At 47.9% G+C, this 14197-nt stretch carries 14 protein-coding genes; all 14 read right to left on the bottom strand.

The window, feature by feature from the left end:
• Window positions 1–130: 130 nt before the first annotated feature.
• On the bottom strand, window positions 131–397 hold the full coding sequence (gene rpsO, locus BLCOC_RS10335; RefSeq protein ID WP_026255435.1) for a 30S ribosomal protein S15: 267 nt from the start codon (window positions 395–397) through the stop codon (window positions 131–133).
• Between the two features lie 131 nt (window positions 398–528).
• Entirely contained in the window at window positions 529–1281 is a 753-nt protein-coding gene (locus BLCOC_RS10330; protein ID WP_115625585.1) for an SH3 domain-containing C40 family peptidase, read from the bottom strand.
• A 170-nt stretch (window positions 1282–1451) separates the two neighbouring features.
• Window positions 1452–3110, bottom strand: a complete 1659-nt coding sequence (locus tag BLCOC_RS10325; protein ID WP_018595001.1) for a Na/Pi cotransporter family protein — start codon at window positions 3108–3110, stop codon at window positions 1452–1454.
• A gap of 66 nt (window positions 3111–3176) precedes the next feature.
• The gene (locus BLCOC_RS10320; RefSeq protein ID WP_115625243.1) at window positions 3177–4103 is read right to left on the bottom strand and encodes a bifunctional riboflavin kinase/FAD synthetase; all 927 of its coding nucleotides are present in this window, start codon (window positions 4101–4103) and stop codon (window positions 3177–3179) included.
• The gene (gene truB / locus BLCOC_RS10315; protein WP_115625242.1) at window positions 4100–5020 is read right to left on the bottom strand and encodes a tRNA pseudouridine(55) synthase TruB; all 921 of its coding nucleotides are present in this window, start codon (window positions 5018–5020) and stop codon (window positions 4100–4102) included. Before truB ends, BLCOC_RS10320 begins: the two co-directional genes overlap by 4 nt.
• Complete coding sequence (locus tag BLCOC_RS10310) at window positions 5013–5978, bottom strand: DHH family phosphoesterase (RefSeq protein WP_018595004.1); 966 nt, start codon at window positions 5976–5978, stop codon at window positions 5013–5015. The genes truB and BLCOC_RS10310 overlap by 8 nt, the downstream gene beginning before the upstream one ends.
• Window positions 5959–6354 carry a 30S ribosome-binding factor RbfA gene (rbfA, locus tag BLCOC_RS10305; RefSeq protein WP_018595005.1) on the bottom strand — a complete coding sequence of 132 codons (396 nt, stop codon included), beginning with the start codon at window positions 6352–6354 and terminating at the stop codon, window positions 5959–5961. Before rbfA ends, BLCOC_RS10310 begins: the two co-directional genes overlap by 20 nt.
• 10 nt (window positions 6355–6364) lie before the next feature.
• Window positions 6365–9406, bottom strand: coding sequence for a translation initiation factor IF-2 (gene infB, locus BLCOC_RS10300; RefSeq protein WP_115625241.1), 3042 nt, complete (start codon window positions 9404–9406; stop codon window positions 6365–6367).
• 15 nt (window positions 9407–9421) lie between these two features.
• Window positions 9422–9766: a L7Ae/L30e/S12e/Gadd45 family ribosomal protein gene (locus BLCOC_RS10295; RefSeq protein WP_044912519.1), complete on the bottom strand. Its 345-nt coding sequence runs from the start codon at window positions 9764–9766 to the stop codon at window positions 9422–9424.
• Window positions 9723–10001 (bottom strand): RNase P modulator RnpM, encoded by a 279-nt coding sequence (gene rnpM / locus BLCOC_RS10290; RefSeq protein WP_026255438.1) that lies wholly within the window; start codon window positions 9999–10001, stop codon window positions 9723–9725. The genes BLCOC_RS10295 and rnpM overlap by 44 nt, the downstream gene beginning before the upstream one ends.
• 8 nt (window positions 10002–10009) lie before the next feature.
• A complete protein-coding gene (gene nusA / locus BLCOC_RS10285) occupies window positions 10010–11179 on the bottom strand; it encodes a transcription termination factor NusA (RefSeq protein WP_018595009.1) in 1170 nt (389 codons plus the stop codon).
• A 44-nt stretch (window positions 11180–11223) separates the two neighbouring features.
• The gene (locus tag BLCOC_RS10280) at window positions 11224–11688 is read right to left on the bottom strand and encodes a ribosome maturation factor RimP (RefSeq protein ID WP_018595010.1); all 465 of its coding nucleotides are present in this window, start codon (window positions 11686–11688) and stop codon (window positions 11224–11226) included.
• A gap of 301 nt (window positions 11689–11989) precedes the next feature.
• Window positions 11990–13222: a transglutaminase domain-containing protein gene (locus BLCOC_RS10275; RefSeq protein WP_018595011.1), complete on the bottom strand. Its 1233-nt coding sequence runs from the start codon at window positions 13220–13222 to the stop codon at window positions 11990–11992.
• A 12-nt stretch (window positions 13223–13234) separates the two neighbouring features.
• Window positions 13235–14155 (bottom strand): magnesium transporter CorA family protein, encoded by a 921-nt coding sequence (locus BLCOC_RS10270; protein ID WP_029469663.1) that lies wholly within the window; start codon window positions 14153–14155, stop codon window positions 13235–13237.
• Window positions 14156–14197: the final 42 nt, after the last annotated feature.

Genomic DNA, 14197 nt, shown 5'->3' with positions numbered 1-14197 from the left:
CGGCGTTGCGCTGTCCGAAACAACTGAAAAATGCGTTTCCCCACAGGAAATACCCTTTTCAGTGGTCTCGGTTCCAGTATCTTCGCCGTGATAAAATGGGGCGGAATACTCCGCCCCTAGGTTTGACTGATTATTTTCTAAGACCTAACTTCTCGATCAAAGCACGGTATCTCTCAATATCAGTTTTCTTCAGATAAGCAAGTAAACCACGTCTCTGACCTACCATTTTTAGAAGACCTCTTCTGGAATGATGATCCTTGTGATTTGTTTTTAAGTGCTCTGTCAGTTCCTCGATCCTTGCTGTTAAAACTGCAACCTGCACTTCCGGTGAACCTGTGTCGCCCGGTGTTCTTGCATATTCTGCCATGATAGCTTGTTTCTTTTCTTTAGAAATCATTGTATGTTCCTCCATATTTTTTTATAATCGCCTCTGATTAAGAAACGGTCGGAGTTTCCAATTCCTGAATCAGGGCTGTACTCATACTTGTTCAGTATAGCATAACGGTTCTTAGTTGTAAAGATACATTTTCAGAAAAAACGTGCGCCCCAGACAGCCTGTTCCCTGTACAGATTAGATACTTTAATACCTGTGGCTGAACTGCTGGCATGTACCACCTGGCCGTCGCCGATATACATCACCACATGATAAATATAACCGTTTTCCGCGTAAAAGATCAAGTCTCCGGGAAGCGCTTCCTCCACGGATATCCTCTGCCCCGCATTTGCCTGGTCAGCCGCCACCCTCGGAAGCTCTACCCCAAAGTTGCTGTAAAGGGTCTGCACAAATCCGGAGCAGTCCGCACCGTTAGTCAGGCTTGTCCCACCCCAGACATAGGGATTCCCCACGAACTGAAGGGCATAATCCACAAGGGAAGTGCGTAAATCCAGGGGATTGATGACAGGCACCGGCTCCGGGTCATCCACAGGATATGCCAGTACCGGCTCTTCTAGTCCTGTGATCTCCATGTAATCCGCCTCATCGGTACCAAACATGTCCAGATACAAGTTGCATACATATCCCGTCATTTCCCCTGAACTGATATAGGACCATTCCCCCTCTGTACTCTCCACATAACAAAGCCCGTCTTTAGGAAGCTTGCCGATGATCGCTGTATCTGTGCCGGCCCCTTCCCTGATATTCAGACAGGTGTCCACATCTGCCACTGCGCAGCACTGCTCTACAGGCACATTCTCTGCCGGTTCCGCCACTACAGGCACTGCTGTCAGAAGGATACCGGTTCCTGCCAATGTATAACTGATTTTTTTCATAAAATTCCGCATAAAATACTCCTTTTCAAAGAAACCATTCATTACTTCCTGCCGGGTCATTCCCACGGCCAGACGCAAAAAGCCCGCGGCTCATCTGCCGCAGGCTTTTTCTTTGGTATTCAGTACAATAAAAACGTATCTTTTATTGTATTATAGAGTATTGCCTGTATTTTACGATTTTATTACGATTCCATTACGATTCTCTTATCTTCCTCTGGTTCTTCGTCCAGGATCGAGAACGCAATGTTGGTTGCATGGTCAGCCACACGTTCCAGACCTGAGATCAGATCCGAATAGATCATGCTGGCGTCCGGTGTACATTCATTTTTTGTAAGACGCTGGATATGGGTCTCCTGGAGATGTCTCTCCATCTCGTCAATGCTGTCCTCTAATTCCAAGATCTCCTGGAGATGCTTCTGGCTGTTATGGGAGAACATGTCCATGGAGTAGGTCATGATCCTGATAACCTTGTCCATCATTTCAGCCAGCTCCTTCTGGGCTGCCGGACTGAACTCAATATTCTTCTCCCTGCGCTCAATGGCTGAATCCGCCACATTTTCCGCATGGTCTCCGATCCTCTCAATATCGTTCACCACATGGAAGAGACCGCCAATGCTCTTGATATCATCAATGGGCAGTGTACTCTGGTTGATCGCGATCAGATAATCCGTGATGGCATGATTCATATAATCAATTTGTTTTTCCACCCGGTAAACCTCTGCGATCTCATTCTCATCCATAGTGATCAGCGCATTCATAGCCCTGTTTAAATTGGTGATAGCCATATTGCCCATTCTCTCCAGCTCTTTTGTAGCTTCCACTACAGCCGTGCTGGGAGAAAACACATTGGTGGGTCCTATGTATTCCAGCTTGAAACCGCTGTCTGACACCTCTTCGTCCTTTCCGGGTACAAACAGATATGTCATCTTTACTATGGCACCGGAGAACGGCAGTAAGATCAGCACCTGGAAAACTTTGAACAGAGTATGGGCATTTGCCACACTCCGCCCTATGTTGCCTCCGGAAAGTGTGGTGATCATATTCTCTACCCAGTTCTCTCCAACCAGAAGCAGAACTGCCATGATAACGGTACCGATCACATTAAACAGAAAGTGGATCAGTGCCGCCCGCTTCGCGTCTTTGTTTCCATTCAGGCTTGCAAGCAGCGCGGAAGTACATGCACCGATATTACATCCCAAAATTATGTAGAAACAGATTCCCAGTGGAAGCAGCCCCTGCTGTGCCATCAAAAGAAGTATGCTGACCGTCACCGATGAGCTCTGGATAATGGCAGTGATCAAAAATCCGATGAAAATACCCAATAACGGATTTTTCAGATTAGAGAGCAGACTGATGATAAATGGTGATTCCTTCAGGCCTGCCATGCTTCCCGACATAAGCGAGAGTCCCATGAACAGCACACCAAAGCCCAGAATAACCTCACCGACTTTTTTCACCTTTTCCTTCTTGCAGAACATGACAATGATCACACCCAGCATCAGGAACACCGGGGCGATCTGGGAAAGGTTAAAAGCTACCAGCTGTGATGTGATGGTGGTACCGATATTGGCTCCCATGATCACACCTGCTGCCTGGAACAGATTCATCAGACCTGCATTTACAAAGCTGACTACCATTACTGTAGTCGCACTGGATGACTGGATAATGGCACAGAAAATCATACCGAACAGCATTCCCACAAACTTGTTCTTTGTAAAGAAAGCCAGAAAACTACGCATTTTTGCTCCTGCGGCCTTCTCAATGCTGTCACTCATCACCCGCATGCCGTACAGGAACAACCCTAAACCGCCTATCAGCGTCAAAATGTTTCCTACGTTCATTCTTATCTCCTTGGTAAAAAAGATTTCGTTATAAACTATAATAGAAAATCTGAGGTTTGTCCATCATTATTTGTCAAACGCCTTGAAAAATTCTCGACCTTTTTGGACATCCACATCCAATTGTCCCTTTAATTCCTGAAGGGAGCCGAACTTTCTCTCTGGTCTCAGATAACGATAAAAACGCACCTCCGCGTCCTGTCCGTACAAGTCCTCATCGCAGTCAAACAGGTATGTCTCCACACCCAGAAAATGTTCTGCCACGGTGGGCTTATACCCTACGTTGGTAATTCCCTGGTACATTTTTTCCCCAATGCGGGAGCGGGTGATATAGACGCCGTTGGGCGGCAGCTTTTTACAGACCGGGGGGATCAGATTTGCAGTGGGAACCCCTATGGTCCGTCCAAGCTGCCTTCCATGTACGATCTCACCTCTGGTAAAATACGCATACCCCAGAAGCTCGTTGACCTTTTCCATATTTCCTTTTTCCAGCTCCTCCCGTACATAGGTGCTGCTGATCTCCCGATCCCCGTCTTTTAATTTTTCCACTACATCCACAGTAAAACCGTAAGTTTTTCCCATTTGAGCCAAAAGCCCGGGGGAACCCGCCCTGTCATGCCCGAATCTGAAATCAGGGCCCACAGCCAGGTATTTTACATGCAGACGGTTCACCAGGAATTCTTTTACAAACTCCTCAGCTTCCATGTGCATAAGCTCATCTGTAAAAGGGCACTCCACCAGAATATCCATGCCCCGCTCACAGGCCAGCTCCTCCCGCTCCTCATTGGTCAGAAGTCCCTTTGCAGGGGTATGTAGAAGCCTCACCACAGGTGACACGTCAAAAGTAAAGATAACCGCCTTACAGTTATCTTCTTTTTTTTCCCATATGCAGTTCATGAGCTTCTGATGTCCTCTGTGCAGCCCGTCGAATTTTCCAAGGGTGACCGCACTTGTCTCCCCCTCGCCAAGCCTTGGCACATCTGTTGTATATATCATGGTGTCTCCTTTCTGCTCTCCGCAAAATCCTCCGGGGTGCAGAACATGGTAATCAGCCGAAACTGTTTTTTCTTCTCTTCAAATTCATACAGGCCTATAAACCGCTGCCCGCTGTCATACATACGGACTCTGGTGCCGTCTTCCATCTCATCTTCGGCCGGAACAGCATTCCCGTTGCGGAGCATCTTGTCAAAACGCGCCGGCGCGTGTACCTCCCCATATTCGGAAAACATCTGCTCAATTGTAACAACATGAGACAAAACAGTACCTTCTTCCACAGCTTTTTCAACCTCTGAAAGCCTCAATGCATCCTCCACGCCGAAACGCTCCACACGGGTGCGCAGGAGGCTCTGCATACAGCCGCCGCATCCCAGCTTTTGGCCGATATCATGGCACAGAGTTCTGATATAGGTGCCTTTTGAACAGGTCACAGTAAACCGTACGAAAGGAAGATCCATCTCCAATATGTCTATGCTGAAAAACTCCACACGCCTGGGCTTTCTCTCTATTTCTTTTCCTTCCCGGGCAAGCTCATAAAGCTTTCTGCCGTTTACCTTTAAAGCAGAATACATAGGAGGGATCTGCTGCTGCTCTCCCAGAAAGCCCTGTATACAGGAGCTTACCTCCGAAGGCGCAGCCGTAACCTCTCTCTTTTCAAGAACAGTGCCTGTCATGTCCTGAGTATCTGTGGTGATCCCCAAGCGCAGCACCGCCTCGTATGTCTTCCTTTTATCCGTCAGAAGATCACACAGCTTTGTGGCCCTTCCCAGACATACCGGAAGAACACCCTCGGCATCCGGATCCAGTGTACCTGTATGGCCTATTTTCTTTTGTCTTAAAATGCCCCGAAGCTTTGCCACAACGTCATGGGACGTATATCCCTTTTCCTTGTATATGTTAATAACTCCGTTAATCACCACATTTTTCCTTTATCTGTTTTTCAATATGTCCTGTCAGATTGTTGATCACATCATAGACGGAGCCCTGCATGGTACAGCCCGCTGCTTTTACATGGCCGCCGCCTGAAAAATAGCTGGCTACCATATTCACATCCACCGGTCCGTTGGAACGCATACTCACTTTAAATTCCTGTGTCTTTACCTCGTATAAAAAGACAGCAACCTCTACGCCCTTGGTAATGCGAAGCTGGTCTACAATGCCGTCCAAATCCTTTGGCTCCACACCGTAAAATTCCATATCACGCTTTCTGATACAGCCGATAATACATTTTCCGTCCAGCAGCATAATGCTCTCCATCAGGCATCTGCCAAGGATCTGGTTCTGCACATAGCTTTTCTGGAAAAATGTCTCATCAATGATCCTGGTAAAATCAATTCCTTTTTCTATGAGCTTTGCCGCAATACGCAGGGTCTTTGGGGTAGTAGAGGAAAATTTAAACACACCGGTGTCATGGGCCATTCCCATATAAATGGCCTCTGCCGCAGACTTTGACACTTTTTCCTCATCCAGAAGTCCAAACAGCACCTCAGAAGCAGAACTCACATCCGGCTTCACCACATTGATGTCCCCAAAGCCTTTGTTACTCACATGGTGGTCAATGCAGATTTTCTTCTTTGCCTTCTGGTAAGCCTCCCATGCCACACCGATGCGGTCTGACGTACTGGTGTCAATGACAAAGAACACGTCATAAGCCTCTTCATCGCTGTAGACTGTCCTGATCTCATCCAAATGTGAGAGCATGGAAAACGCATCCCTTGGCTTTTCCAGGTAAATATCCGTCTTGATCTCAGGATAGTTTTCCTTAAGATAAAGGTAAAGTCCCATACAGGAACCCACGCAGTCACCGTCCGGACGAACGTGTCCGGCGATGGCTGCCCTTTTGATCCCCTTCAGTTCACTCGCTATCTTCTCCATCCTCATGCACCTCCGATGCTGCGTCTTTTCTGCTGACTTCATCGATCAGCTTAGACATGGTTACACCATATTCAATGGATTCATCCAGAATAAAACGGATCTCCGGTGTATTCCTCAGGTTCACTGTCTTGGCGAGCTGCCTGCGGATATAGCTTTCCGCACTGCGAAGCCCTGCTAAGGTGTCCTTTTTCGCTTCCGCATCGCCAAGCACACTGATATATGCTTTGCAGGTTTTAAGATCCGGAGCCACTTCCACCCCTGTGACACTTGTCATAGGCTGGATGCGCGGGTCCTTAATCCCATTCCGGATGATCTCTGCCAGTTCTTTATGAACCTCAGCGTTCACCCGTGTATTTTTAATACTGTTTTTTCTCATAAAAGCTCTCCTATCTCGGCACTTCCACCATAATGTAAGCTTCTACCCTGTCTTCCTCTTTAACGTCACTGAAGTCCTCGAATACGAGACCGCACTCATAACCTGCTTTCACTTCTTTTACATCATCCTTGAAACGCTTCAGAGATGCCAGAACACCTTCGTAGATCTGTTCTTCTCCTCTGGTGATACGGACTTTGCAGTTTCTCTGGAAGATACCGTCCAGAACATATCCACCGGCGATGGTACCCACATCGGAGGACTTGAAGGTCTGGCGTACTTCCGCATGACCGATCACTTTTTCCTCGTATACCGGGTCCAGCATACCCTTCATGGCTGCTTCCACATCCTCGATGGCCTGATAGATGACACGGTACAGACGAAGGTCAACACCCTCCTGCTCCGCGATGGCCTTTGCCGTAACATCCGGGCGTACATTGAAGCCGATGATGATGGCATTGGATGCACTTGCAAGGGTAACATCAGATTCATTGATGGCACCCACGCCGCCATGGATCACTTTTACCACAACCTCTTCGTTTGACAGCTTCACAAGACTCTGTTTCACTGCTTCCACAGAACCCTGTACATCGGCTTTCACGATCAGAGGAAGCTCTTTCAAATTACCTGCCTGGATCTGTGTGAACAGATCATCCAGGGACATTTTGGCTTTTGTCTCTTCCAGCAGACGGTTTTTATTTTCGGAAACAAAGGTAGCAGCAAAATGTTTTGCCTCTTTGTCATTTTCTGTTGCAACCAGGATTTCTCCTGCGTTCGGCACGTCATTCAGACCCAGGATCTCTACGGGAGTGGACGGACCTGCCTCTTTTACTCTTCTTCCCTTATCGTCCATCATGGCACGTACTTTACCTGAGCATGCACCGGCGGCAATGAAGTCACCTACATGCAGGGTACCTTTCTGTACCAAGATTGTGGCAACAGGGCCTTTTCCTTTGTCAAGCTCTGCCTCGATCACAAGGCCTCTTGCCATTCTCTTCGGATTGGCTTTCAGCTCTGCTACCTCAGCAGTCAGAAGGATCATCTCCAGAAGAGTCTCAATTCCCTCTCCTGAATGGGCGGATACCGGTACAAAGATGGTGCTTCCGCCCCAGTCTTCTGGGATCAGCTCATATTCGGATAATTCCTGTTTTACTCTCTCAATATTTGCACTTGGCTTATCGATCTTGTTGATGGCAACAATGATCTCAACACCGGCAGCCTTGGCATGGTTGATAGCCTCCACGGTCTGAGGCATAACACCGTCATCGGCAGCTACTACCAGGATCGCAATATCTGTGGCATTGGCACCACGCATACGCATGGCAGTAAACGCCTCATGGCCCGGCGTATCCAAAAACGTGATCTTCTGGTCATTGATGGTGACCACATAAGCACCGATGTGCTGTGTGATACCGCCTGCTTCCCTGTCAGTCACATGGGTATTTCTGATGCAGTCCAGAAGAGATGTCTTACCGTGGTCAACATGACCCATAACACAGACTACCGGCGGTCTTGCAACCAGTAAAGATGCGTCCTCGTCGTCCTCTTTCAGAAGCTCTGCGATCACATCCACTTTTTCTTCCGGTTCTGCAATGATATCATATTCCAGCGCAATCTCCTGTGCCTTCTCAAAATCAATTTCATGGTTCACTGTAACCATGATACCGTCCATGAAAAGTTTCTTGACAATAACAGAAGGCTGCATCTTCATCTTCTCAGCCAGCTCACGGATGGTCATTTTTTCCGGAAGTGTGATCTCTTTTACAACTTCCTTCTTCTCTTCCACCTTAGGCTGTGTATTCGGTCTCTGCAGAGCCTTTGGCAGTCTCTGGTTCGGACGTCTTCCGCCGCCCTGATTCGGGCGTTTGCTGCCTGCCTGGAAGTCATCCTTCTTAACGTCCTTTTTCTTATTCTCACGGTTTAACTTGCGGCTGTCTTTCTCCACAAATTCCAGCTTGGGAGCATCTGCCTTGCCGCCTTTATCCCTGTTAAATCCGCCGCCCGGACGGTTATCCGTACCTCTCTGGCGGTTGTCGCCGAAACGGTTCGGTCCGCTGCCGGTCCTTGGACGGTTATCTCCGCCTCTGTTGTCGCTGTTGTAGCGCGGACGGTCTCCCGTGTTGGTCCTTGGACGGTTGTCACCGCTTCTGTTGTCACTGTTATAGCGCGGACGGTCTCCTGTGTTGGTCCTTGGACGGTTGTCACCGTTTCTGTTGTCACTGTTGTAGCGCGGACGGTCTCCCGTGTTGGTCCTTGGACGGTTGTCACCGTTTCTGTTGTCGCTGTTGTAGCGCGGACGGTCTCCTGTGTTGGTTCTTGGACGGTTGTCACCGTTTCTGTTGTCGCTGTTGTAGCGCGGACGGTCTCCCGTGTTGGTCCTTGGACGGTTGTCACCGTTTCTGTTGTCGCTATTGTAACGCGGACGGTCTCCTGTGTTGGTCCTTGGACGGCTGTCACCGTTTCTGTTGTCATTGTTATAACGGTTCTGGCCGTCTCCGCTTGTTCTCGGACGATTATCACCGCTTCTGTTGTCATTGTTATAACGGTTCTGACCGTCTCCACTGCCTGTTCTTGGACGGCTGTCACCATTTCTGTTATCGTTATTGTAACGATTCGGACGGTCTCCATTGCTGTTTGTTCTCGGACGGTTATCTGTCCTGTTCTGAGTATTTGCTGTACTTTCCGTTTTCATTCCTCCCTGTGCCGGACGATTGTTCCCCGGCTGGCTGCTGCTGTGCACACTGCCTGCTTCTGCAGGACGATTCTGTGGTTTTTGTTTTCTCTCAGGCATATGACTTGCATTCTGCGGTCTGAAAACCTGAATCAGCTTTTTCTTTGGTTTTTCTTCTGCTGATGCTGCTGGTTTTGCAGAATCTGTGCTGGCTGCTGCCACATTTCCCTTTCTCAAGTTTGCTCGTATCAAGCTCACATGGTCATCCTCCAGGCTGCTCATATGGCTCTTTACATCTATATTTTTAGATTTCAAAAAATCCATAACTTCCTTGTTGCTCTTATCTAATTCTCTTGCAATTTCATGCACTCTCAGTTTTGACATATATTGCCCTCCTTTTTATTTACCCATCTGTTCCAGCTTTTTCTTCATCGCCACTGCGAAATTATCATCCGTCACACCCAGAGACGCGCGGTAATCCTTTCCAATGGCACCTCCCAACTCCTCCTTTGTTCCCACCAGATATATGGGTACCTTATAATAGGCACACATATCGGAGAACTTTTTTTTTGAATTATCTGATGCATCGCCTGCCACAAGGACAAGGCGCGCTTTTCCTGCCTTCACTGCTTTCTCTGTGGCAAACTCACCGCTCACCACTCTGCCGGCCTTAGCCGCCAGTCCCAGAAGGGACAGTTCTTTACTGATGTTCAAGCTTATCAAACTCCTTTTCCAGGCTCTCATATACAGATGCCGGGATTGCTGTCTTTAAAGAGCGCTCCAGTCCCCTGTTTTTGATGGCCTTCTGCAGGCACTCCTTGTCAAAACACAGATATGCCCCTCTGCCATTCTTTCTGCCTGTGGCATCCAGGATGATCTCATCCTCCGGCGTTTTTAAGACACGGAGCATCTCCTTTTTGTTCTTCATCTCGCCGCAGCCGGTACATTTCCGCATAGGAACTTTCCTGACCGTACCCATAATCTCACCTACTCTTCTTCACCGGGAAGCTGGATATCTGCAGGTTCCTCATAGGATTCCCCATCGAAGCCCTCTTCCTCATAGCCTTCCTCTTCGTAGCCCTCTTCTTCAAATTCTTCCTCATAGAACTCGAAATCACCGGACTCTCTGGCCTGTGTCTCACTCTTGATATCAATCTTAAATCCTGTCAGTCTGGCCGCAAGTCTGGCATTCTGTCCCTCTTTACCGATGGCAAGGGAGAGCTGGTAATCCGGAACAATGACCATAGCGGTCTTCTCATCCGGGTCAGCCATAACAGAGATGACCTTTGCAGGGCTTAAAGCATTCTCGATCAGAAGCGCCGGGTTGTCACTCCAGTTGATGATATCGATCTTCTCGCCCCTTAACTCCTCCACAATAGCATTGACTCTGGCTCCGTTCATACCTACACAGGCACCCACCGGATCCACATCCGGGTCATTGCTCCACACAGCGATCTTGGTACGGGAACCGGCTTCTCTGGCGATACTCTTGATCTCCACTGTGCCGTCTTTTACCTCTGTGACCTCCGCCTCAAAGAGACGTTTCACCAGCTCAGGATGGGTCCTGGATACCAGGATCTTGGGTCCTTTGGGGGTATCTTTTACCTCCAGGATATATAATTTGATCCTCTCTGTGGGGCGGAACACCTCTGTCTTTACCTGTTCGTTTTCTGTCAGTATGGCGTCTGCCTTGCCCAGATTGATGCTGTAGTTCCTGCCCAGACTTCTCTGGACAATACCTGTCACAACATCTTTTTCTTTTCCGTAATACTGGTTGAAGATCACTTTTCTCTCTTCTTCACGGATTTTCTGCAGAATTACATTCTTGGCATTCTGGGTGGCGATCCTTCCGAATTCCTTTGACTTGATCTCCACATTCACCACATCTCCCAGATCATACTGGGAATTCATCATCTTGGCATTAGCCAGACTGATCTCCATAACCGGATCTGTCACTTCCTCTACCACAGTCTTCTCTGCGTACACGCCGAAGTCACAGGTCTCAGGGTTGATATTCACATGCACATTGTCAGCTTTGCCGAAATGGTTCTTGCACGCCTGGATCAGGGACTGCTCAATGGCTTCCAAAAGCGTATCTTTGCTGATGGATTTCTCTTTTTCCAGAATATCCAGCGCCTCTAATAACTCTGTATTCATTTTTTACATCCTCCTGAATTTCTTCTATATAATATCCACTGCTGTTAAAAGTCAAATGCCTGCCTGATCAGCGCAATGTCAGACTTTAAAAAGGTACGCTCCCCATCCTCGTTTTCAATGGTCACGCTGTCTGTATCATAGGCTTTCAGTGTGCCGTAGAACTCCTTTTCCCGGTCAATGGCACGGTAAGTTCTGATCTCCAGCTCTTTCCCCATGTTTCTCTCATAGTCCTTCTCTTTTTTCAAAGGTCTTCCAAGGCCCGGGGAACTTACTTCCATAATATAAGCAGTGTCGATAAAATCTTCTTCATCCAGCTTTTCAGAAAATGCTCTGCTGACAACTTCACAGTCATTCACAGTAATGCCGCCTTCTTTGTCAATGTAGGCACGCAGATACCAGTTACTGCCTTCCTTCACATATTCCATATCCACAAGTTCAAACCCATTGTTCTCCAGTATGGGTGTTATCAGGTCCTCTGCTTTCTGCTCGTATTTTTCTCTCTGACTCATTCTTTCACCTTCTTCCGCATTTTCTATCTGGTACTCGATAAAGTTATTGCTCAAACTTTATATTTGTAATGTAACTGCTCTAAACACAGGCAGTACAGTCAATACACTAACCTGACCGGACAGTTACTATATGGCAACTTTATTGGGTACTTAGTATCCCACTACATAATAAGAGTGGGCCGCAGGCCCACTCTTATGTTATCGTGATTATCAAGTTCTATACCAGAATACCACTAAAACAGGGAAGTTGCAAGTGTTTTTGTAACTATTCCCCCGGCAAGGCCTTTTAGCAAAGCGTTTTTTACCAATACACGGTCAAAAGTTTATCCTCATCACTGTACCCTATGTTCCACTGATAAGTCTCACCTTCTCCGAATTGATAGGCTTCCCGTACGGCCCGCTCGATCAGATCGCCGTTCACCATAGCAGCCACAGCCTGCTGGTAACTCTCCGCATCGGCAAACTTAAAATCCTCCCGTTCCTTTCCCTCCCATATGGAGTTCGTCAATATATGATAGATTTCATTCTCGTCATAATAAGAGTACCAGGTACCGTTCATTTTATAGTAGTTATAGCTGTCGTCCACAGTCTCCGGCAGGGGCAGAAGATCGTCCGGTGTATGTGTCGCAAGAAGTGTGGAGGCATCACAGCACAGATACGTGTAGGATATTTCTTGCACAACCACCCCCTCCTGTGTTTCAGAAAAACCGGGGTTTGCCCAGGTGGTATCCACATAGTAGTAATGATCCCCTATTTTCACCAGATTCCACGCGTGCTCCTCGTTGTTGGGAGCCGCCGTTCCGGTGACCAGCGTACAGAAAATCCCCATCTTTCCCAACAGATACTGGGTTGCTTTGGAAAAACCGGCGCACACCGTGACCTGGTTCAGAAAAACGCTCTGAATATTCTGATTGTTCGGACAGGACTGGTCATACGCTATATTCTGGCTTAAAAACTCGTAAATATACTTGATCTTTCCATAAGTATCCGTATCCGGCGGAACCTGGGAGATCCACTGGTCTGCCGCTGCCTCAATGCCTGCCTTGGCGGACTCGATCTCTGACTTATCTATATTGTACACAAGCTGCAGGTCCACACTCCCCGCCGTATCTGCATCGGCATCTCCCTGGAAGGTATAAGACTGCTGGTCCAGCCAAAAAAATTCTGGATGGTCCACAAACACCATATTATTGACCAGGTTAATATCCTCCTCTGTACAGTAGTCAACGGTGACCATGTCCTTATATTCCAGGATCCCGTTTAAAAGCTGTCTGTAAAGCTTCTGCTGATTCTCTGTCAGACTCTCGTATCCATAGGGTATGTATTCTCCGTTTACATACTGCAGGGCATCGGCCTCCGGGATTTCTTCCTTCTTCGGCTCGAAAACCTGATATATTTTCTTCTGCAAAGAATCAGACACACTGTCCTTAGCATCGGTCTCTGCCTCTGTCTCTATCCCCCTGCCGCAGCCGGAAAGCAGAAGGGAAGCCGCAAGTAACGCGCACAGAACCAGACTGTATACTCTCTTTCTCATAGGCATATTCTCCTAGTCAAACCATTTCTTATGTTTAAAATACAAAATCTCGATCACCACGATCAGGATCACTACGCCGATGATGACAAAATAGCTGCCCCTGTAATGGATCTCAGGCATATTGACAAAATTCATGCCATACCAGCCGGTGATCAGAGTAAGAGGCATGAAAATAGTGGTGACCACCGTTAGAAACTGCATGATCTTATTCTGCCGTTCCGCAGTCCTGGCCTGATACATCTCCCGGATCTGGAGCGTGTATTCCCGCAGGTTTCTGGTGTTGTCAGCAAGGCGCTGTATCCTCTTTCCCATCACCCGAAAAAGCCGGCAGTCCTCTTCCCCCAGAAATCCTGTGTAGTTCTCCTCCAGCATTTCACAGAAATCTGCAAGCTGGTCATAGTATGTGTTCATACGCAGAAGCTCCCTGCGCACAGCCAGCATCCTAGCCGGACAATCCTTAATCTCTTCACGGAACAGACCATCCTCCATGTCTGTCATCTTCAGCTCATACGCCTGGAGAAAACGGACATCATCCTCTATGAGACGCTCCATAAATTCAAAGAGAAAATGTGCCACATAGCTCTGTTCCTGGAACCGGATCTCCTCCATCTCTTTTACGATATGGGCCACAAATCCTGACTCATCTACAAACAGCAGCTTCTCTTTATCCATATAATACCCGAAAGAGATGGGTTTTTCCAGAAGTTTTTCTTTCTGCGGCACGGAAAAAGTTCCCACCACACAATCCTTCTGCAGCTCTGCCTTACAGAAATGCACGTGTTCCAGGCTCCGAAGAAGCAGGCGGCCGGGAGCGCTGTCCCCGTATTTTCTTTTGTAGGATTCCACTGTCAGTATCTCAATCAGGCAGTCCCCTGGTGCCAGGATTTCTTTTTCCCCGAGACCTGACATTTTCTTATTCAAACGATATCTCATAGCCCCTCCATATCCGCTCTGTTCACCGTGACTGGATCATCT

Source organism: Blautia coccoides (genome assembly GCF_034355335.1).
Taxonomy (GTDB): domain Bacteria; phylum Bacillota; class Clostridia; order Lachnospirales; family Lachnospiraceae; genus Blautia; species Blautia producta.
The sequence above is the reverse complement of the archived record's forward strand: the minus strand, read 5'-3'. Positions and strand labels throughout refer to the sequence as shown.

Bases quoted from the DNA above. Each gene is read 5' to 3' on its own strand.
- infB (WP_115625241.1), bottom strand. From the start codon at position 9,406: ATGTCAAAACTGAGAGTGCATGAAATTGCAAGAGAATTAGATAAGAGC.
- BLCOC_RS10325 (WP_018595001.1), bottom strand. From the start codon at position 3,110: ATGAACGTAGGAAACATTTTGACGCTGATAGGCGGTTTAGGGTTGTTC.
- BLCOC_RS10310 (WP_018595004.1), bottom strand. From the start codon at position 5,978: ATGGAGAAGATAGCGAGTGAACTGAAGGGGATCAAAAGGGCAGCCATC.
- BLCOC_RS10295 (WP_044912519.1), bottom strand. From the start codon at position 9,766: ATGAGAGCCTGGAAAAGGAGTTTGATAAGCTTGAACATCAGTAAAGAA.
- BLCOC_RS10275 (WP_018595011.1), bottom strand. From the start codon at position 13,222: ATGAGAAAGAGAGTATACAGTCTGGTTCTGTGCGCGTTACTTGCGGCT.
- rbfA (WP_018595005.1), bottom strand. From the start codon at position 6,354: ATGAGAAAAAACAGTATTAAAAATACACGGGTGAACGCTGAGGTTCAT.
- BLCOC_RS10320 (WP_115625243.1), bottom strand. From the start codon at position 4,103: ATGATATATACAACAGATGTGCCAAGGCTTGGCGAGGGGGAGACAAGT.
- BLCOC_RS10330 (WP_115625585.1), bottom strand. From the start codon at position 1,281: ATGCGGAATTTTATGAAAAAAATCAGTTATACATTGGCAGGAACCGGT.
- rnpM (WP_026255438.1), bottom strand. From the start codon at position 10,001: ATGGGTACGGTCAGGAAAGTTCCTATGCGGAAATGTACCGGCTGCGGC.
- nusA (WP_018595009.1), bottom strand. From the start codon at position 11,179: ATGAATACAGAGTTATTAGAGGCGCTGGATATTCTGGAAAAAGAGAAA.
- BLCOC_RS10280 (WP_018595010.1), bottom strand. From the start codon at position 11,688: ATGAGTCAGAGAGAAAAATACGAGCAGAAAGCAGAGGACCTGATAACA.
- rpsO (WP_026255435.1), bottom strand. From the start codon at position 397: ATGATTTCTAAAGAAAAGAAACAAGCTATCATGGCAGAATATGCAAGA.
- BLCOC_RS10270 (WP_029469663.1), bottom strand. From the start codon at position 14,155: ATGAGATATCGTTTGAATAAGAAAATGTCAGGTCTCGGGGAAAAAGAA.